This window comes from Pseudoalteromonas sp. BSi20311 (genome assembly GCF_000239875.1).
In the GTDB taxonomy this organism is placed as follows: Bacteria; Pseudomonadota; Gammaproteobacteria; order Enterobacterales; family Alteromonadaceae; genus Pseudoalteromonas.
In genome coordinates this window covers 25997-44858 of sequence record NZ_BADU01000098.1, presented here as the reverse complement: position 1 = coordinate 44858, position 18862 = coordinate 25997, and the positions used below count along the sequence as shown (strand labels likewise).

Genomic DNA, 18862 nt, shown 5'->3' with positions numbered 1-18862 from the left:
AAACCGAAGAAGCATTAATGAATAGCGCCAACATTCCACTTTCAGAGGCAACTCAGCGAATATTACAACGACGAATTCATGATGCGCTCAGTCAAATGGTGTCTATTTCAAGCGGAGGTAGTGGACTAAAAAACCGCTTAAAAGAAGCAAAAGAGCGACTACAAAACCCAATTCAAGACGGTTCAGATGGCTTTGTATTACCAGGTAACGACAAACAACTGATATCGCTGATACAAGGCATTAAAAAGTTACGCACTATTATTCGTTCTGAGCATAATAAAGGCAAAGTAGACAGCCAGGTATTTATTGCAGAAGACAAACGCCTTGAAAAGCTACACCTAAGAATCAACATTGAAAGCCAAATAAAACGAGGGTTATCAGCGCAAACAGCTGGAATGATAGGCTCTGCTAGGCAGTACTTTGAAAAAGCAGCTGCCACACTTAACAGTGTTTCATTTAATGACGATTACATTACGGCAAAGCGAGCTGAAGTTGAAGGCTACCTTGAAACGATAAGTAATGAACTCAAGGCATCAAATGCTACATCATTGAAGAAAAAGAACGAACAAGAGCAAGATGATTTAGACGTATTATTTGCACCTAAAAAGAAATGGTAACTCCTTTCTAAATAAAAAAGCCCATGCAGTTGCATGGGCTTTTTTTGAATAGGATTTTGCCCCACTTTGTGTTTACATACTAGGACATATACATATTCTAACAAGCTGCCTGCATTAAGATAAAAATGCGAACTTAACAATAAACAAGGCAGTTAAAATCCAAACACTAATGCTTACCTGATCTTTTTTGCCACACAGCACTTTTACCGCCGTATAAGAAATAAAACCAAGTGCAATACCGTGTGCAATTGAGAACGTCAGCGGTGTCATTAATAATACAACACTCACCGGAATTGCATCAGTCATGTCGTCCCAATTTACAAACTTTAAGTTTTGTAGCATCAATACAGATACATATAAAATAGCTCCCGCGGTTGCGTATGCAGGCACCATTTGAGCTAAAGGCGCAAAAAACATCATCAGTAAAAAGCAGCAACCCACAACCACAGCGGTCAAACCCGTTCGACCACCAACAGATACACCTGCAACAGACTCAATGTATGACGTGGTTGTTGAAGTACCGAGCATTGCACCTGCAATGGTTGCTGTGCTGTCGGCGCTTAATGCACGACCTAAACGCGGCATATTACCGTTTTTATCTGCTAAACCAGCTTTCTGAGTTACCGCAACTAACGTGCCTGAGGTATCAAACAAATCAACGAATAAAAACGCAAAAATAACACTCAACATCGACAGTTCAAACGCGGCACTAAAGTCCAGTTGCATAAAGGTCGGCATGATAGAAGGTGGCATAGCAATAACACCATGATACTCCACTAACCCCATAGACACAGCAATCGCGGTGACTAGTAATATACTAATCAGTACGCCACTTTTAAAATCGCGATAAAGCAGTGCAGCAATAACAAAAAAGCTGAAAATAGCCAATAAAGGACCAGGCGAGGTAATATCACCCAACTGCACCAGTGTTGCAGGACTTGATACAATAATACCGGCACTTTTAAGTGCGATGAGAGCTAAAAATGCGCCAATACCCGTTGCTATTGCTTGCTTGAGCACCAGAGGGATTGCATTAATAATCCACTCTCGCACCTTAAATAAGCTTAGAATTAAAAATATACACCCTGACATAAATACCGCACCCAACGCAGCTTGCCAGCTATAACCCATACCTAATACAACACCATAGGTAAAAAATGCATTTAATCCCATACCCGGTGCCAATGCCAGTGGATAATTGGCCCACAAACCCATAATAAAACACCCTATTGCAGCAGCAATACAGGTGGCAACAAAGGCAGCACCTTGGTCCATACCCGCTTCAGCAAGCATAGCTGGGTTTACGAATACGATATAAACCATCGTAATAAATGTAGTCATACCGGCAATACATTCACGGCGAACCGAAGAATCATTTGCACGGATTTTGAATAAGGCTTCGAGCATAATAAACTTGTGGTTGTAAAAAGTGGCGAGATTTTAGCATAAAAATAACTTTTTACAGGACATTTTACCTTGCTATATACTAAACTAGCTAAGTAATTAAAATAACAAACGAAGTAGCATGATCAAAACGACACCCAGTGGCCAAGACTTAGAGCAACAATTAGACAACATTCTTTCTTTTGTAACGCAACCAAGCGATGCAAATCTCCCTGCGAGCTCTAAAAACACCGATCAAGACACATTAAATAAAGCCCTTTATTACCTTAAAAATGAACAAGGCGCCTTAGCCGCAAAATGGATGCGTTTGGCAGCAATGGCAGGAAATTATCGCGCGCAGTTTTATTTAGGGCTGTTTTTTATAAAAGGGCAAGGTGTGCCGCAAAGTGTATTTCATGGTGCTGCGTGGCTTAGCTTAGCCAGTAGTCAAGGCTATGAACCCGCCATAGAAGCAATGAGCGATATACGAAAACATATTAGTACCAAACGACTTAAAGATGCTCAATGCTACGCAGCCAGTCTGTATGAACAAATTCATCAGTTACAATTCTCACATTTGATCCCTCCTAGTAGCGAAAAATAATTTAAACTACTGTATACCTCCTATTCATCTGTATTTATTTGCTCCCAGCCTTAAAATTAATTCTGTGGGCATTAACTTTCAATAAAAATTAAACCATTGTTATATATAAATTATTTATATATTTATAGTAACTATCGCGTTTTATGATGAATAACTGTACAAAAAAATAGCAAAAAACACTTGCACCAAACAACTGTATAAACTACTGTATGAATGTACTGTATAAAAACCCAGTGAGTGAGAAAATTATGTTACAACCAATTACCGTAAGAACAGTTAAAAGCTACCAGCAAGATGATCAATCAGATTGTGTTAACGTTGTACAAATTGAAGATGAAATTTCAGCAACGTTTGAGTTATTAAAAGTATTACACCAATACAACAGCCTAAACGCATGGACACTGTTAATAGCACCAGATAACGTACCGAGCAAAGCGCTACTTGATTCATGCTCAATTGATACCAGTAAATTACTGGTTATTCGCCAAAAGCATTTAGTTAATTTAGAGTATGTTTTAAGTTCTGCACTTCACAATGGAAATTTTGCCGCGGTGATCACCTGGACTGACATAATAAATAACCAACAACTGTCGCAGTTATCATTAAACTTGAGCCATACGCGCACTAAGTTGTATTGCTTTAGCAAAAAAAGCGCTCATTCTGAGATTTCACTTACGCAATAAGCTTGATAAACTAGCGTTTTAATACACAGTACATTTATCATGACTTCTAACGCCCTATTATGTTTTTGTGGCAGTCAGCAACCTTATGCTGATTGCTGCGAGCCTTTTCATTTAAAAACCAAACAGCCACACACACCAGAGCAACTTATGCGTGCACGCTACAGTGCTTATGCTGTTAAAAACGCGGTTTTTGTTCGTGAAAGTTACGCAAAAGAAAAGCAAGCTGAAAATTCAATTTCAGAAATTAAAGATTTTGCAAATAGTTGCCGTTTTATAAACTTAACCGTATTAGACTCTGGTTATAATGATGAAACAGGATTTGTTACATTTAAAGCTCACTACTTTTATCAAGATTTATATTGCCAGTTGGCAGAAAATTCAAGGTTTATTAAAGAAGATGGACAATGGCGATACCTTGATGGTGAGATTACACCGGTTGCCGATATTAAAGTAAAGCGCAATGATACGTGCCCTTGTGGCAGTAATAAAAAGTATAAAAAGTGTCATAGTGTATAAATAACAGCTACAAAAAATGGGCCACGAGGCCCATTTTCAAAAACTACACTAAACGCAAATTAGCGTTTTACTCGCCATCATCTTCATCGAAATCTTGACGCTGTGCAGGTCTTGCTAAAATCTCTAAGTAAAAAGAAGTTAAACCTTGCTTTTCAATTTCACTGATGTGATTGTTAATTTCGGCAACGTGAACCACTTGGGCTTCTTCAGCCGTGTTGCCAAACTTACAATCGAATGCCCAGTAGTCGGCATCAACAGGTAAAGTTTTATTACGTTCTCTTTTCAAATATTTTTTCACTTCATGCTTTGCAGCATCAACCATACGAGGGTATTTGATTTTCTCATGATTCAGCGTGAATGTTTTCTTCATTACGTTCCTAATTACCTTGGTTTAATGATAATGGCATTTAATGTCATACCATTTGCGCCATTATAGCAATTGCATTTAAATTTTGGATGCTTTTTTTATATTAAATCAGTTATTAAAATAAAGCACCTATAAAACCAATAGTTACTTACTACTATAAACACAGTTTATTACAATCAAATGGCATGTATAAAGCAGCAATTGAACACATATAATTAGGCACTAAACAAATGTAATGGCTGGTGGATAGCTTCATTTTGTAAATCATCATAAAATGCCACCGCATCCATTTGAGGGTTTGATAACTCGGTGTTGGTATTTTTAATTCGTCGACGTACCGCTAATTCACAGTTATCAATGACAGTCAGTGGAATGTGGTTTTTATCATCACGAATATTAAGTGGCTCAGGCTTTAAGCACTGAGTTAACTTTATATCACTCATCCCTACAGCGCTTCCCATTTTTGCTAAAAGCTCTGTGTTATTTTTACCAATTAGCATATTAAAGGTATCTGGCGCTAATGGCTGCTTTGGACCTGCGCCAAATTGTTTACGCAGAGCATCTTCATTAGCTTGATAATGCTTAGTGTCACTTTTGGGTAGGTGGAATTCACTAAAATCGAGTGCATCGTGAGAGAGCATTGCTAATAAAAGTGCAAACTCGCCTCGGCGGTTTTCGTGCACACTTTCGTTAAGCTTCGTTTTTAACTGGCTCTCCGTGATTAACAAATCACCAATCTGCATAGACTTTAGCCTATTTAACTAATTAATAAGTATTTATCGGCTAAATTTGAATTTTCTTTAGCTTTTTTCTTTACTTAAATAAGAAGTTTGCTATTATCTGCCGCGTTGCATTGGAGGGGTTCCCGAGCGGCCAAAGGGATCAGACTGTAAATCTGACGGCTCAGCCTTCGCTGGTTCGAATCCAGCTCCCTCCACCACTTTTCTTAGGCTAAGTTAAGCGGGGCCAAATGCAATAACAATTAGTGTGGAGGGGTTCCCGAGCGGCCAAAGGGATCAGACTGTAAATCTGACGGCTCAGCCTTCGCTGGTTCGAATCCAGCTCCCTCCACCACTTCTCTTCTCTACCTTATTTCTTTTTATTCAAATACCCACTGTAAACTCATACCATGATTGTTTAACCAGTTACTTGCTTGTTTATAATCTGAATAAAATAATCCCACACGTTGCCAAAATTGAGCGCTGTGATTTAAATATTTTAAATGTGCTAATTCATGAACAATCACGTAGTCAATAACCCATGTCGGTGCACTTGCCAAGTGTAAGTTGAAGGTTAGTTCACGCCTGCGATTACAACTACCCCAGCGACGTTTATACAATTGAATACGAATATTACTCGGTAGCTTTTCACCCATCAGCTGACAATAATCGTTAACTCGCATTTCAATATAACTTTCTAATTTCTCATGCAAAAACTGCTCTAGCAAACTTTGATACATTTGCGTTTGATGCTTTACACGTGAAGAAATACTCAGTAACAGCGTTTGGCTTTCATTGTGCTGCTGCCATTGAGTGCGTGCTGCGTTATCAAATTGCACATTAACAGCTTCATTAAATAATTTAATACTCTGGGTTTTGAGTGGAAACTGTCGTGTATCGGCTTGAATTTGTTGCTTATGTAACTGAGCATCAATCCAGTCCTGTTTACTTAACAGCCATTCATTAATTTGTGTTTTCGTTACAAAATGGGGCGCATATACTGTAAGCTCACGTTGTGCGACTTTGATAGCCACTGTTTTTCTTCGCTTACTACGCTTTAAAGTGTAATCCAACAATGAATGCTGCCTATTTATAATTAACCACTGGGTTTTATTTTACCTTGTACCATAACGGCTGATCTATAAATAATCCCCACTAAATGCCATTTTAATAACAATGCATTTAGTGCTACTCAATAAATAGTATGGTTTAGAGCTTAAAACACTTACGTTGCTTTTGTAATTTATAACTCAATACCTTGTGATTATTTTTGTATTTTATATTAGAATGAATTTAAGAGTTATTATGTGAATGATTGATGTTAGCTAATTTTTTTATAAACGAACCAGATCCGAGCCTAATTATTAATGGTGTATACGACCCAAGTTTAGTGACACTATCTATACTCACCGCAATTTTTGCAGCTTATTTTTCTTTGCACGTTATCGATTTAGCAAACAATACACATTTTAAATCTTATCGAAAGTTAGCCAATATAACCGCAGCCTTAGTCCTTGCCGGAGGGGTCTGGAGCATGCACTTTATTGCTATGCTGGCATTTTCTTTGTGCACTACAATTGAATACGACCCCACACTCACTTTTGTGTCGTTTATACCGGCTTTACTGGCATGTACCATTGCTTTTTCTTGTTTGAAAACATATAGCTCTAAGCCTCGTATTATCAATTTAATTCTAAGCTCTCTTTTATTTGGCGCGGGTGTTGGCACCATGCATTACAGCGGTATGGCCGCGATGCAATTAAGTCCTTTACTTCGTTATGATCCAATATGGTTTGGCGCTTCAATTGTTGCTGCAGTGCTGCTGTCTTTTATAAGTCTCTATGCACGTTTTCATTTACCAGCACACTTTAAAAAATTAACGCCTGTGCATAATCGTATTATTTGTGCCCTTATTCTTGGCCTTGCCGTGGCTGGTATGCATTATATGGGCATGGCTGCTACGCGATTTATTGCAACAAGCCCGATAATTAACGAGCAAACAAACCAATCACATCTAACCTTTATTGCTATTAGTGTGTCGTTCGCCACGCTTTTATTAACAGCGGTGGTTGTGATCATCAATGGTATGATCCGCTACAGAATGCTGTTAGGGAAAAAATCTGCTGAAGAGTCTCGCCTTGATGCTATTTTATCAACTGCCATTGACGGCATCGTTACTATCAATATTAAAGGCACTATTTTAAGCTTTAATAAGGCCGCAGAAACGATTTTTGGCTGGCAAGATAATGAGGTCATTGGCCTAAATGTAAAAATATTAATGGCTGATGATATTGCTAATCAACACGATGCTTTTTTAAAAAACACCACAAACCATGAAGTAAAGCGTGTAATTGGTGTTAATCGCGATGTGTGGGCAAAACATAAAAATGGTCATCAATTTCCAATTCGACTAGGGATTGGTGAAGTAAAGCAATTGCAAACTGAAACACTATTTGTTGGCTTTATTACCGATTTAACTGAGCAAAAAGCATTACAACAAAGCTTAATTGAAAAAGAGCGACAATACCGTACCTTGATGAACAATATGCCCGGTGTTGTATTTCGCTGCTTGTTAGATGAACACTGGAGTATGTTGTTTATAAGCCCAAGCGTCTATGAACTAACGGGTTATCGCGCTGAAGAGTTTACTGAGCAGCGTATTACCTTTGCCGAGCTGATTGTTAAAGAAGATGAAGCGGCTATTTCTTTAGCCATTGATCAAGCGGTTGCATCAACCAATCAATACTCAATTGAATACCGCATTCGCCATCGCAACGGCAATATTATTTGGGTACTGGATCAAGCAAGTATTGTCACAGGCTCTAAAAATGATGCCCGCTGGGTTGATGGCGTTTTGGTTGATATAACCAAACGCTATGAATATGAGCAAAGCTTAAAACAAGCTAAATACGAGGCTGAAGTAGCCGCGCAAGCTAAACAGTCTTTTATGGCAAATATGAGTCATGAGATACGTACCCCCATGAATGCAATTATTGGCTTTAGTGATATTTTAATGGATAGTCCGCTTAATAAAGATCAACAGAAGCAAATAATTACTGTTAATAACGCCGCGCGTTCTTTGTTGCACTTACTTAACGATATCCTCGACTCAGCAAAGTTAGAAAAAGGCAAACTCGAAATTCAAAATGTACATTTTAACTTGCAAGAATTACTCGACAATATTGTGTCTACATTTTGGCTGGATGCAAAACGCAAAGACTTACAGCTCAATTTAAAAATAGCTGACAATGTGAATCCATTTTATTTTGGTGACGATACGCGTTTACGCCAAGTGCTAACCAATTTAATCGGCAATGCGATAAAGTTTACTGAGCAAGGCCATGTTACTGTTTCGGTTACTCATAAACCCAATCAACCCATTTTATTTGAAGTACAAGACAGCGGTATAGGTATCGAAAAAGGTCGCCTTGAGGCTATTTTTAAACCTTTTGAGCAAGCAGACGGCACCACAACTCGCCGATTTGGTGGCACAGGGCTTGGCACAACAATTAGTAAGCAGCTGGTTGAGTTAATGGGCGGCAAAATATATGCACAAAGTACCCTTGGCCAAGGTAGCTGCTTTTGCTTTACTGTTGGGCTTGAGCCAGGCGAAAAAAGTCAGGTGCAAGCCATTAGTAAAAACGCATTTAGCTTACCCCCATTAAAAATCTTAGTGGTGGATGATATTGAGCAAAATATCGAACTACTCACTATTATGCTTTCCCAAGCAGGCCATCAGGTAAGAAAAGCAAATAATGGTTTTGAGGCCATTGACCTGTTTAATCAGCATCGCTTTGATATTATCCTAATGGATATTCATATGCCTAAATGTGATGGGATCAGTGCCACAGCATCAATTCGCTCTTTAGAGCAGCAAAAACAACTAAAGCACACGCCAATAATTGCCTTAACGGCCAGTGTGCTACAGCAAGATAAGCTAACAGCCAAACAAGCGGGTATGAATGGTTTTACAACGAAACCCGTTGACATAAACCAACTCAACCAAGAAATAGCACGGGTGCTTGGGCTTGCTATCAGCCAGTTAGTAACTAACGATCCAATAGATTCAAAACTTCGTATAGATTTTAATAAAGGTGAAAAAATGTGGGGCAGCAAAGAGAAACACCTCAAAGAGGTTGTACTCTTTTTAGCTCAGCATCAAAATAATATGCAAACCTTGGCGGCCATTAAGCTAAACGATAAACATCATGCTCATATTTTGCATAATTTAAAAGGTCTTGCCGGTAATTTAGCGCTCAATAATTTATCTTACTTAATTGCGCAAGCTGAAAAACAACGTGATATAGCAAGTTATACTCAGTACATATTAAAATGTCAGCAAGAGTGGCAGCAGCTAGCAGATGAATTATCACACTTACACATTGCTTTTAAAGAGAATGAATTACAAAAAGAAACCGTGTCAGATGCTGAATTTATTCACCAATTAACGCTTTTACTCAGCCAAGCTAAACGAGCAGAGTTGGATGATACGTTATTAAGTTATATTGTAAGAATAACACCCGAACAACACAAAGCTGCTATTTTTAATATTTATGAGCAGTTTAATGACTTTGAATTTGATAATGCAAAAATAGAGCTCAATGCATTATTAACAACACTTAATAATTAGCTCTTCTGAGGATACCGATGGATCAATCGATAAGTCAGGCGCGAATATTAATCGTCGATGATGAACCTGCAAATTTAAAAGTAATGCGCGAGGTTCTAGCGAGTAACTACCGTTTATCGTTTGCTAAATCGGGGGCTGTGGCACTGCAATTAATAGAAAACGATCCGCCAAAACTCATTTTACTTGATGTAATGATGCCAGATATGAATGGCTTTGAAGTGTGCAAAATTTTAAAAGCTAATCCTAAAACCGCACACATTCCGGTCATTTTTGTCACCGCACTCACGCAAGAACAAGATGAATCGGAAGGGTTTTCGCTAGGTGCGGTTGACTATATAACCAAACCTATTAGCTCTGCGATTGTAAAGGCAAGGGTAAAAACTCATCTTTCTTTAGTACAAGCCGAGCAACTAAAACAAGCACATGTAGATTTAGTTGAGCGATTGGGTCGCGCGGCAGAGTACAAAGATACCGATACGGGTGAGCATATTGCACGAATGAGCCAATACAGCAAAGTACTTGCTTTAGCACTGGGAATGAATGAACAACACGCAGAATTATTACGTCAAGCTGCGCCAATGCACGATGTCGGAAAAATAGGTATTCCTGATTCGATACTGTTAAAACCTGGTAAATTAACCCCCGACGAATTTGCACACATGAAAGAGCATGCCGCTATAGGGGCTAAAATATTGGCCAACTCACCTTCCCCCTTACTGCAACTTGCCCATGTGTTGGCTATTGAACATCATGAAAAATGGGATGGCACAGGTTATCCTAATGGATTGAAAGGCGAGGAAATCTCTATTGAGGGGCGGATTGTAGCGATTGCTGATGTATTTGATGCACTTACATCAAAACGTCCTTATAAAGAGCCGTGGAGCATTGAGCAAACACTAGAGCATATGCAACAACAAGCAGGAAAACACTTTGACCCTCAGCTGGTTGATCTTTTTATTAGCAAAATAGACACTATTTTAGCGATAAAAAAGGCTCATCAAGAGCGCAATTAATTTAGCCTCTTTTGGCATTGTGAGAGCCTAACGCTACAGCCGGAAAATGCTGTTTTATAATGCGATAGTCATGGGAAGTGATCTCATGGCTATTGCCACTGTTATCTTTAAAATACATAGAAAAAGTCACGCCATGATCAGCCAGTATCGTTTTAATTTCAAGCTGCTCAAAATGTGCTAACCACGCTATAAATTGCTCACCGGTTGCAGCAAAAGCGATTCCTTTACTTCGCCCTGGCGCCTCAAATAAAGCTAAACGTGTCGATGCGTTTTCATCTTCAAGCGTTAAAGGGCCTTTGCCTTCTTCATTCCAAAATGCTAATTCCTCTAATACGGTAAAACCAAGCACATTTTCATACCAATCAACGGCTTGGGTGAGGCATTCAACATTTAAATGGCAATGATCAATTCCCGAAAGTTTAGGTGTCATCGCGTTGTTCACCAATTTCAGACTTAAGCTGAGCTAAAAAGTCGTGCATGTATGCAGTGCGCCTTTGTGCTTCTGCTTTTGCTGAGGGGGTATTCATACTCTGGGCAATATGCAGTAATTTAATAAAAAAATGATCTAGGGTGTACTTTTTATCGTCTGCTTCTCGGTTTAAACAAAATGGATCATCGGGGTTGTATAATAACCGGCTAATAGAGCCGCCTACTTTCATACAACGGCTTACACCAATAGCTCCTAAGGCATCCATTCTATCTGCATCTTGTACAATCTGTGCTTCCACCGTTTTAATAGCAATATTGGCGCTAAAACTGTGTGCTGCAATAGCGTGGTGAATATCAGCAAATAGTTGTTCATCGTAACCAATAGACGCTAAAAAGTTAATCGCTTTATCGGCTGCCATTGTTGATGCTTTCGCCCTGTCTGGGTGATTTTTAGCCACCGCAACACAATCATGTAACCAAGCTGCAGGCAATACAATGGCCATATCAGCCTGCTCTGCAATACATAACTGCACAGCAACACGTACTACCCGTTCAATATGGGTAATATCATGGGCTACATCGGCATGTACTAAGGATGTAATAAAGTCTCTGCATTGCTGATTAAGTTGCTGTAATGAGGGGCTAAGAGCTGAATTGTCCACCGAATTTCCAAAAATCTATTTAAACGAGTTAATAATGGCTACTTTACCGCGATTTATAAGCCCCTTGCAAAACATTCATTGTATGTTGCGCGAGCCTTGACTAAAATACAGCGCTTATTTATTACTACAGAGAAGCCCTATGTCATCTGCCGTTTACCTGCAAGCTGGTCGCGATAAATCATTAAAAAGAAAACACCCTTGGTTATTTTCTAAAGCCATCAAAAAAATTAAAGGTAAACCTGGATTAGGTGACACGGTAACCATTCACGACAGTGAGGGTAAATTTTTAGCCACCGCAGCTTACAGTCCTCATTCACAAATACGTGCTCGTGTTTGGAGCTTTGACGAAAAAGAAGTGATTGATCAACATTTCTTTGAGCGTCGTCTTCGCCGTGCTTTAGAAGCTCGCAGCCATGCAATTGAAGAAGGTGGACTTACCGGCTTTAGGTTATGTGCAGCAGAATCAGACTACTTACCCGGTATTACCATAGATAAGTTTGATAATGTAATTGTGTGTCAATTACTAAGCGCAGGCGCAGAACGTCATAAAGGTGAGATTGTTGGTGCTCTAATGGCTATTTTCCCAGGCTCTACTATTTATGAGCGCTCAGATGTAGATGTTCGAACCAAAGAAGGGCTAGAGCCTATTAAGGGCGTACTTTGGGGGAGTGAACCCACTGCACCTGTCATAATTGAAGAAAATGGTTTAAAAATTGAAGTTGATATAATGGAAGGCCATAAAACCGGCTTTTATTTAGACCAACGAGATAGCCGTGCTGCACTGGAGCGTTTTTCAAAAGACAAAACCGTATTAAATTGCTTTAGTTATACAGGTACTTTTTCTCTTTACGCCCTCCGTGGTGGCTGCAAGCATGTAACCAATGTAGATGTTTCACAACCAGCACTTGATACAGCAAAGCGTAATGTAGAGCATAATAATCTTGATTTAAATAAAGTCGACTTTGTTAAACAAGATGTCTTTAAATTATTACGTCAATACCGTGAAGACGGCGTTTTATTTGATACCATTGTTATGGACCCGCCTAAATTTGCTGATAACAAAGCGCAGTTAACTGGGGCGTGTCGTGGTTATAAAGATATAAATATGATTGCGATGCAAATTTTAAAGCCAGGTGGCACGCTACTAACATTCTCATGTTCTGGTTTAATGGAACAAAACTTGTTTCAAAAAGTGGTCGCAGATGCAGCCCTTGATGCAGGTAAGGATTTACTGATCATGGAGCGCTTAAATCAAGCAGCTGACCACCCTATTGCAGGCAGCTATCCTGAAGGCTTTTACCTTAAAGGGCTTATTTGTAAGGTTTACTAAAAACTAATTAAGTAGTTAGTTAAACTCTACAATTTCGAGCCCTGCGGTTATCGTGCCATCCTCTTCGGTGCTGGCACGTATCACCTTAACGGTGGCTTTCAATGGTGCAATACTCGGATGTGTTGATGCAATATCAACCGATAAAATTGAGTTAAGCTCTAACAAATCATCGAGTTGTAATGAAAGACCCGTTGCACTTAAATCAAGGCAGGTGCCAGTGTAACTGAGCCCAGCAACAGGCTCTATTGAGGTTAACTTTGCTGGCGTGTTAACCTGCATACGTCTATAGTTTCTCTTATCTTCGGTAAACATAATTCCCTCTACACAATATTATTAATTTTTTCTCGTAGTACGGCGATAGAAAAAGGTTTTACAACGTAAGCATCACACCCTGCGTCAAAGCCAGCTTGTTGTTCAAGCTCCGACTCAAGTCCAGATATCATAACCACCGGAATGTTTTTTGTCTCTGGCGTGTGTTTAAGTATGCGACAGGTATCATAACCATCGAGTCCTGGCATACACACATCGAGCAAAATAATATCGGGCGGATTAGCAATCGCAGATGCTAAACAACTTTTACCAGAATCAGCATAGCTCAAATCAAATGTTGATGCTAACCCTGCTTTGAGTATTTCAAAATTGAAATACTCATCATCAACCACTAACAACTGCCGCGCTTTGTGTTTTAGTAATGAGGACATAGCTATGTCATTTCCTTCTCAAGTTAGTCCCTCTGTTAACTTACTTAGCTTAATAGAGAATAAAGAGATTATTCAATTTCTTTTATCGCATTTAACACACGTTTTGCTGAAATTGGATAAGGCGTACCTAAGGTTTGTGCAAATAAGGATACGCGTAATTCTTGCTGCATCCAAAAAATAGCCTCAACATCTGTAGGCAATGGCATTCCTTTAGGTGTTTTATTTGTCAGTTTTTTATATTCTTGCGCTACTTTTTCAAGCTCTAGCACACATAATCTATCACGATTTGGGTCAACAGGTAGTTTTTCTAGACGTTTTTGAATCGCTTTTAAGTAACGAATTAAATCGCCTAGTTTGTCTGCCCCGTGCTGACTGACAAAGCCTTTAAAAATAAGCGACTCTAACTGGGACTTAATATCCCCATGAGCGGTGATCATGGTTAAATCTACACGCCCTTTCATTTTTTTATGTAGTGCATGCGCAATACTCAGTACTTGCTCAACTTGCGTAGCAATGGCTACAACAGTATCGCCTAACTCGCCGCGAATATGCTCTTTAACCGTTTCAAATGCATCACTTGTGCGAATATCACCATATTTAACCAATAGGCTATCAACGCCTGATGCGATGCAGTCATCAATCAAATCGGCAATTTTACCAAAAGGATTAAAGTACAATCCTAATTTAGCTTTGTTTGGTAGGTTTTGCTGCAGATATTTAATTGGTGATGGCACGTTTAACAGTACTAAACGACGTAAACCTTGCTGGTGCGCTAATTGCGCTTTTATTTCGTTATCGAATAGCTCTACTGCGGCCGTTGATTTTTTATCCACTAACGCTGGGTAGGCTTTAATTTCGTATTGACCTTGCTTTTTCACATACGATGTTGGTAACTCACCAAAATCCCACTGGATTAAATCGGTTTTTTCTATGCCTTTGTCGGCCACTTTAGATAAAGTGTCTGTCACTTTGCCTTGAAGCTGCGCTTTAAGCTTAGCTAAATCGAGCCCACGGGCAAGAAGTTGGTCGTTTTCATCACGTACTTCAAACTGCAATCTTAAATGAGGAGCAAGGGCTGTTAAATCCCACGCCTCGGGGTCGACTCGCACGCCAGTCATGCGCAATAACCGATTACTTAGTGAGTCGATTAACGAGCCTTGTAGAGGCTCTATGGCCGCTAACACCGCATCGGCATAATTAGGCGCAGGGACAAAGTTACGGCGAAGTGACTTTGGCAATGACTTAATTAACCCACAAATTAGCTCATGACGAAATGCCGGTATATGCCAATCAAAACCACTTTCTTGTACTTGGTTTAATAGTGCAACAGGTATTTGTACAGCAACGCCATCAACCGCTTGTCCTGGATCAAAATGATAGGTAAGCGGCAGCATTAAGTTATCTTGTTGCCATGTATCTGGATAGTCAAATTCGGTAATGCTACTTGCACCATGCTGCATGAGCTCTTCACGCGTCATGTGCAGATAGCGTTTGTCTTGCTGTTTTTGTGTTTTATACCACTTAATAAACGCAGCACGATTATTAATATCGTTCGGTATTTTTTTCTCGTAAAACTCAAATAAGGTTTGCTCATCAACTAAAATATCGCGCCTACGAGATTTGTTCTCGAGTACTTGAATATCTTCAATTAATTCTCGGTTGTATTGTAAAAACCCTTCATTGAGTCCGAGCTCTTGTTCAACCAGCGCTGTGCGAATAAACAACTCACGGCTTACTTTAGGGTCAATCTTGCTATACACACACCGGCGTTTATTAACGATAAGCAGGCCGTAAAGTGTTTGTTGCTCAAAGGCAATGACTGCACCGGGCTTTTTCTCCCAATGAGGCTCTGTGTAGCTGCGTTTTACTAAATGCTGAGCAAACGGCTCTACCCAGTTCACATCAATTTTGGCATTAATACGAGCATAGAGTTTACTGGTTTCCACCAACTCAGCCGACATCATCCATTTTGGACTCTTTTTAAATAATCCCGAGCCTGGGAAAATATGAAATTGGCTATTACGCGCACCTTTATATAGCTGCTTTTCGTCTTTGAAACCGATGTGACTGAGCATGCCACTTAAGAGTGCTTTGTGAATAAGCTCACTGTCTGCGACATTAGTGGTGGCTTTCATTTTCATTTCATTGCACACAGTGCTGATTTGATAAACGATGTCTTGCCATTCACGAATACGCATATAGGCTAAAAAGTCTTTTTGACATAACTTTCTAAACTGGCTGTTGGTCAACTCACTTTGCTGCTCTTCTAAATAATTCCACAGGTTTAAAAAGGCAATAAAGTCAGAGTCTGGATCGTCAAAGCGACCATGTTTTTCATTCGCGGCTTGGCGTTTTTCTTGTGGTCGCTCGCGGGGGTCTTGAATTGAAAGCGCGGCAACAATAACGATTACCTCACGCAATGCACCCAGTTTATGTGCAGTTAGCACCATTTTTGCTAAACGCGGATCAACCGGCAAACGACTTAGCTCTCGCCCAGATTGTGTTAGGCTGGTTTTTTGATGACGCTTAGCCGCTTTTACTGCTTGTAGCTCTTCAAGCAATGTTAAACCATCATTAATATTTCGGCTATCTGGAGCTTGCACAAAAGGAAATTGCGCCATATCACCCAGCCCAAGGGCTAACATTTGCAAAATAACTGATGCTAAATTAGTACGTAATATTTCAGGGTCAGTAAATTCAGGACGCGATAAAAAGTCATCTTCTGAATATAAACGAATACAAATACCCGCTTCAACACGTCCACAGCGCCCCATTCGCTGATTAGCACTGGCTTGCGAAATAGGCTCTATAGGTAAACGTTGCACTTTTGTGCGATAACTATAACGACTAATTCGCGCAGTCCCTGGGTCAATAACATAACGAATACCAGGTACTGTTAGCGATGTTTCAGCGACGTTGGTAGAGAGTATAATATGGCGGCGCGAATGCGGCGCAAAAATACGGTTTTGCTCAGCGTTCGATAGCCTTGAATACAAAGGTAATACATCTGTGTGTTTTAAATTACGCTTGCTTAGTGCATCGGCGGTATCGCGTATTTCTCGCTCACCATTTAAAAAGATTAGTATATCGCCAGGACCTTCGGCGCAAAGTTCATCTACCGCATCAAAAATCCCCTGAAGTTGGTCGCCTTCGGCTTCCATATCTTCTTTTTGAATATCACTAATTGGGTTATAGCGTACATCAACTGGAAACGTTCTTCCTGATACTTCAATAATAGGTGCATCATCAAAATGCTTAGAAAAGCGCTCAGGATCGATAGTTGCTGAGGTGATAATAACTTTTAAATCGGGGCGTTTTGGGAGTAAATTTTTAAGATAACCTAAAATAAAATCAATGTTTAGGCTACGTTCATGCGCTTCATCAATAATAATGGTGTCGTATTGATTTAAAAACCGGTCTTGTTGTATTTCAGCTAATAAAATACCGTCGGTCATCAGTTTAATGTAACTGTTATTAGATACCTGATCGCTAAAACGAATTTTAAAACCGACTTGCTGACCAAGCTCACATTGCATTTCTTCTGCAATACGGTTGGCAACGCTGCGTGCTGCTAGACGCCTTGGTTGCGTATGGCCAATATAGCCCTCAACGCCTCGGCCTAGCTCTAAACACATCTTAGGTATTTGTGTGGTTTTACCTGAGCCGGTTTCACCTGCAATGATCACCACTTGATTATTAGCAATGGCCTCTTTAATGGTGTCTTTTTTTTGACTGACCGGTAATTGCTCAGGGTAAGTAACTTTAGGTAGCCCAGCTAAACGCTGCTCTCTGAGTGCTTGACTGCGACTGATATCAGTCGCAATTTTTTCAAGCGCACTGGTAAGTTTTGCCTCGTCGGTGATTTTTTTAACGCCGTGAAGACGCTTTTTAAAACTGAATTGATCTTTTTTTAAGCACGTTTTTAGCTCGCCAAACAACTGACCTAGGTTTACCACCTGCATACCTTATAAAAATTAGTCAAAGAGCCCCGATTGTAGCAAATTAAATGGCTGGGGTTAATCCTGTAAAGAATATAACAATCAGCGGATTATTATATAAACCACCAGCCACTAACTAATTGCGTTTATTCGTCGCTAAAAATACCTACATAAGTTGCTTGCGTATTGGACTTACTCGCACGATACATGCCAGTAGTATTAAACGGCAGACTAATATTGCCTTTTGTATCAACAATAATAACACCGCCTGTGCCCCCTATCGGTTTAAGCACCTCATTTATTACTTCATTACCTGCTTCACCTATAGTTTTACCTTGATACTTTACTCGTGCACAAATATCACTGGCCACATTATAACGAATAAAATATTCGCCGTGCCCAGTTGCCGAAACCGCACATGAGGCATTTTCAGCAAAAGTGCCTGCGCCAATAACCGGCGCATCGCCAATACGACCAAAACGTTTTGCGGTCATTCCGCCGGTTGACGTGCCCGCCGCTAAATTACCTTGTTTATCCAGTGCCACCGCACCCACTGTGCCCACTTTATAATTAACCGGTAACGCCTTGTGCGCTGCCTGGTAATCTTTATTGGTGTTTTTGCTCGCCTCGAGTTTTTCTTTTGCTTTTAATAAAGCTTCATAGCGATGCTTTGTATCAAATATATTGTTCTCTACTAGGCTCACGCCTTGCTCTTTAGCAAACTCTTCTGCACCTTGACCACTTAGCATCACATGCACTGAGTTTTCCATTACTAATCGGGCAAGTTGAATTGGGCTTTCAATATGTTTGATACCCGAAACGGCGCCTGCTTGACGATTGCGGCCATCCATAATAGAGGCATCTAATTCGTGACTACCCTCATAGGTATATACCGCACCACGTCCGGCATTAAAATAAGGGGATTGTTCGAGTATTTCAATAGCAGTAGTCACTGCATCAAGGCTTTCCCCGCCTTGTTCAAGTACTTTATACCCGGCCTCAACAGCTTCTGCTAATTTATTGCGGTAAGCTTGCTCTTGTTCGGCCGTAAATTTACTTTTTTCAATCGTGCCTGCGCCGCCATGAATCGCAATGGCAAACGGCGTGTTTGTATTTGCACTTAACGCCTGCGCGCTCAACCCCATTAAACTTGTTGCAATGAGTCCTAATAATGATTTTTTCATTGTGTGTTCTTTTATAAATACAGGAGTAAAACCAATGTGAATGGTTATGAAACGTTTTTCAAGTGAAGTGAGTTTAATGGCACAAA

General features: G+C 39.9%; 17 protein-coding genes and 2 tRNA genes. 9 read left to right on the top strand and 10 right to left on the bottom strand.

The window, feature by feature from the left end; translation table 11 throughout:
* Positions 1 to 617, top strand: a 617-nt coding sequence (locus P20311_RS11785) for a hypothetical protein (protein ID WP_036985124.1), incomplete at its 5' end; no start/stop codon positions are given.
* 114 nt (positions 618 to 731) lie between these two features.
* Here P20311_RS11785 and P20311_RS11780 read toward each other — a convergent pair.
* A complete protein-coding gene (locus tag P20311_RS11780) occupies positions 732 to 2024 on the bottom strand; it encodes an NCS2 family permease (RefSeq protein ID WP_008113045.1) in 1293 nt (430 codons plus the stop codon).
* Positions 2025 to 2142: 118 nt separating this feature from the next.
* On the opposite strand from P20311_RS11780, the gene P20311_RS11775 reads away from it, so the two are divergent.
* From P20311_RS11775 to P20311_RS11765, 3 genes are all read left to right on the top strand, one after another.
* Positions 2143 to 2604, top strand: coding sequence for a tetratricopeptide repeat protein (locus tag P20311_RS11775; protein WP_008113042.1), 462 nt, complete (start codon positions 2143 to 2145; stop codon positions 2602 to 2604).
* A 248-nt stretch (positions 2605 to 2852) separates the two neighbouring features.
* Positions 2853 to 3287, top strand: a complete 435-nt coding sequence (locus P20311_RS11770; RefSeq protein ID WP_013465228.1) for a SulA-like leucine-rich domain-containing protein — start codon at positions 2853 to 2855, stop codon at positions 3285 to 3287.
* A gap of 39 nt (positions 3288 to 3326) precedes the next feature.
* Complete coding sequence (locus tag P20311_RS11765; protein WP_008113039.1) at positions 3327 to 3803, top strand: YchJ family protein; 477 nt, start codon at positions 3327 to 3329, stop codon at positions 3801 to 3803.
* A gap of 67 nt (positions 3804 to 3870) precedes the next feature.
* On the opposite strand, the gene P20311_RS11760 is transcribed toward P20311_RS11765, so the two are convergent.
* Together P20311_RS11760 and P20311_RS11755 are read right to left on the bottom strand one after the other, a co-directional pair.
* Positions 3871 to 4173: a DUF6172 family protein gene (locus P20311_RS11760; RefSeq protein ID WP_008113037.1), complete on the bottom strand. Its 303-nt coding sequence runs from the start codon at positions 4171 to 4173 to the stop codon at positions 3871 to 3873.
* A 212-nt stretch (positions 4174 to 4385) separates the two neighbouring features.
* The gene (locus tag P20311_RS11755; protein WP_008113036.1) at positions 4386 to 4913 is read right to left on the bottom strand and encodes a VC2046/SO_2500 family protein; all 528 of its coding nucleotides are present in this window, start codon (positions 4911 to 4913) and stop codon (positions 4386 to 4388) included.
* 112 nt (positions 4914 to 5025) lie between these two features.
* Here P20311_RS11755 and P20311_RS11750 point away from each other — a divergent pair.
* Positions 5026 to 5110, top strand: a tRNA-Tyr gene (locus P20311_RS11750).
* Positions 5111 to 5159: 49 nt separating this feature from the next.
* Positions 5160 to 5244, top strand: a tRNA-Tyr gene (locus P20311_RS11745).
* A gap of 25 nt (positions 5245 to 5269) precedes the next feature.
* Here P20311_RS11745 and P20311_RS11740 read toward each other — a convergent pair.
* Entirely contained in the window at positions 5270 to 5962 is a 693-nt protein-coding gene (locus tag P20311_RS11740; RefSeq protein WP_008113034.1) for a M48 family metallopeptidase, read from the bottom strand.
* A gap of 245 nt (positions 5963 to 6207) precedes the next feature.
* On the opposite strand from P20311_RS11740, the gene P20311_RS11735 reads away from it, so the two are divergent.
* Together P20311_RS11735 and P20311_RS11730 are read left to right on the top strand one after the other, a co-directional pair.
* Positions 6208 to 9519 carry a PAS domain S-box protein gene (locus P20311_RS11735; RefSeq protein ID WP_008113033.1) on the top strand — a complete coding sequence of 1104 codons (3312 nt, stop codon included), beginning with the start codon at positions 6208 to 6210 and terminating at the stop codon, positions 9517 to 9519.
* A 17-nt stretch (positions 9520 to 9536) separates the two neighbouring features.
* Positions 9537 to 10532, top strand: a complete 996-nt coding sequence (locus tag P20311_RS11730; RefSeq protein WP_008113032.1) for a two-component system response regulator — start codon at positions 9537 to 9539, stop codon at positions 10530 to 10532.
* Position 10533: 1 nt separating this feature from the next.
* Here P20311_RS11730 and P20311_RS11725 read toward each other — a convergent pair whose 3' ends face one another.
* Entirely contained in the window at positions 10534 to 10962 is a 429-nt protein-coding gene (locus P20311_RS11725) for a VOC family protein (protein ID WP_008113031.1), read from the bottom strand.
* A complete protein-coding gene (locus P20311_RS11720) occupies positions 10952 to 11623 on the bottom strand; it encodes an HD domain-containing protein (protein WP_008113030.1) in 672 nt (223 codons plus the stop codon). The genes P20311_RS11725 and P20311_RS11720 overlap by 11 nt, the downstream gene beginning before the upstream one ends.
* A gap of 139 nt (positions 11624 to 11762) precedes the next feature.
* Here P20311_RS11720 and P20311_RS11715 point away from each other — a divergent pair, with 139 nt between their 5' ends.
* Entirely contained in the window at positions 11763 to 12953 is a 1191-nt protein-coding gene (locus tag P20311_RS11715; RefSeq protein WP_008113029.1) for a class I SAM-dependent methyltransferase, read from the top strand.
* 15 nt (positions 12954 to 12968) lie between these two features.
* On the opposite strand, the gene P20311_RS11710 is transcribed toward P20311_RS11715, so the two are convergent.
* The 4 genes from P20311_RS11710 to P20311_RS11695 all read right to left on the bottom strand — a co-directional run bounded on the left by P20311_RS11710 (position 12969) and on the right by P20311_RS11695 (position 18776).
* The gene (locus tag P20311_RS11710; RefSeq protein ID WP_010388503.1) at positions 12969 to 13265 is read right to left on the bottom strand and encodes a PilZ domain-containing protein; all 297 of its coding nucleotides are present in this window, start codon (positions 13263 to 13265) and stop codon (positions 12969 to 12971) included.
* 8 nt (positions 13266 to 13273) lie between these two features.
* Positions 13274 to 13654: a two-component system response regulator gene (locus P20311_RS11705; protein WP_008113026.1), complete on the bottom strand. Its 381-nt coding sequence runs from the start codon at positions 13652 to 13654 to the stop codon at positions 13274 to 13276.
* 68 nt (positions 13655 to 13722) lie between these two features.
* Positions 13723 to 17610, bottom strand: a complete 3888-nt coding sequence (gene hrpA / locus P20311_RS11700) for an ATP-dependent RNA helicase HrpA (protein ID WP_008113024.1) — start codon at positions 17608 to 17610, stop codon at positions 13723 to 13725.
* Between the two features lie 128 nt (positions 17611 to 17738).
* Complete coding sequence (locus P20311_RS11695) at positions 17739 to 18776, bottom strand: isoaspartyl peptidase/L-asparaginase family protein (protein ID WP_008113022.1); 1038 nt, start codon at positions 18774 to 18776, stop codon at positions 17739 to 17741.
* Between the last annotated feature and the right edge of the window lie 86 nt (positions 18777 to 18862).

What these genes read in the sequence shown, in the direction of transcription:
- P20311_RS11715 (WP_008113029.1), top strand. Translation starts at nt 11,763, where the DNA reads ATGTCATCTGCCGTTTACCTGCAAGCTGGTCGCGATAAATCATTAAAA.
- P20311_RS11730 (WP_008113032.1), top strand. Translation starts at nt 9,537, where the DNA reads ATGGATCAATCGATAAGTCAGGCGCGAATATTAATCGTCGATGATGAA.
- P20311_RS11770 (WP_013465228.1), top strand. Translation starts at nt 2,853, where the DNA reads ATGTTACAACCAATTACCGTAAGAACAGTTAAAAGCTACCAGCAAGAT.
- P20311_RS11775 (WP_008113042.1), top strand. Translation starts at nt 2,143, where the DNA reads ATGATCAAAACGACACCCAGTGGCCAAGACTTAGAGCAACAATTAGAC.
- P20311_RS11735 (WP_008113033.1), top strand. Translation starts at nt 6,208, where the DNA reads ATGTTAGCTAATTTTTTTATAAACGAACCAGATCCGAGCCTAATTATT.
- P20311_RS11760 (WP_008113037.1), bottom strand. Translation starts at nt 4,173, where the DNA reads ATGAAGAAAACATTCACGCTGAATCATGAGAAAATCAAATACCCTCGT.
- P20311_RS11765 (WP_008113039.1), top strand. Translation starts at nt 3,327, where the DNA reads ATGACTTCTAACGCCCTATTATGTTTTTGTGGCAGTCAGCAACCTTAT.
- P20311_RS11725 (WP_008113031.1), bottom strand. Translation starts at nt 10,962, where the DNA reads ATGACACCTAAACTTTCGGGAATTGATCATTGCCATTTAAATGTTGAA.
- P20311_RS11705 (WP_008113026.1), bottom strand. Translation starts at nt 13,654, where the DNA reads ATGTCCTCATTACTAAAACACAAAGCGCGGCAGTTGTTAGTGGTTGAT.
- P20311_RS11710 (WP_010388503.1), bottom strand. Translation starts at nt 13,265, where the DNA reads ATGTTTACCGAAGATAAGAGAAACTATAGACGTATGCAGGTTAACACG.
- P20311_RS11695 (WP_008113022.1), bottom strand. Translation starts at nt 18,776, where the DNA reads ATGAAAAAATCATTATTAGGACTCATTGCAACAAGTTTAATGGGGTTG.
- P20311_RS11780 (WP_008113045.1), bottom strand. Translation starts at nt 2,024, where the DNA reads ATGCTCGAAGCCTTATTCAAAATCCGTGCAAATGATTCTTCGGTTCGC.
- P20311_RS11755 (WP_008113036.1), bottom strand. Translation starts at nt 4,913, where the DNA reads ATGCAGATTGGTGATTTGTTAATCACGGAGAGCCAGTTAAAAACGAAG.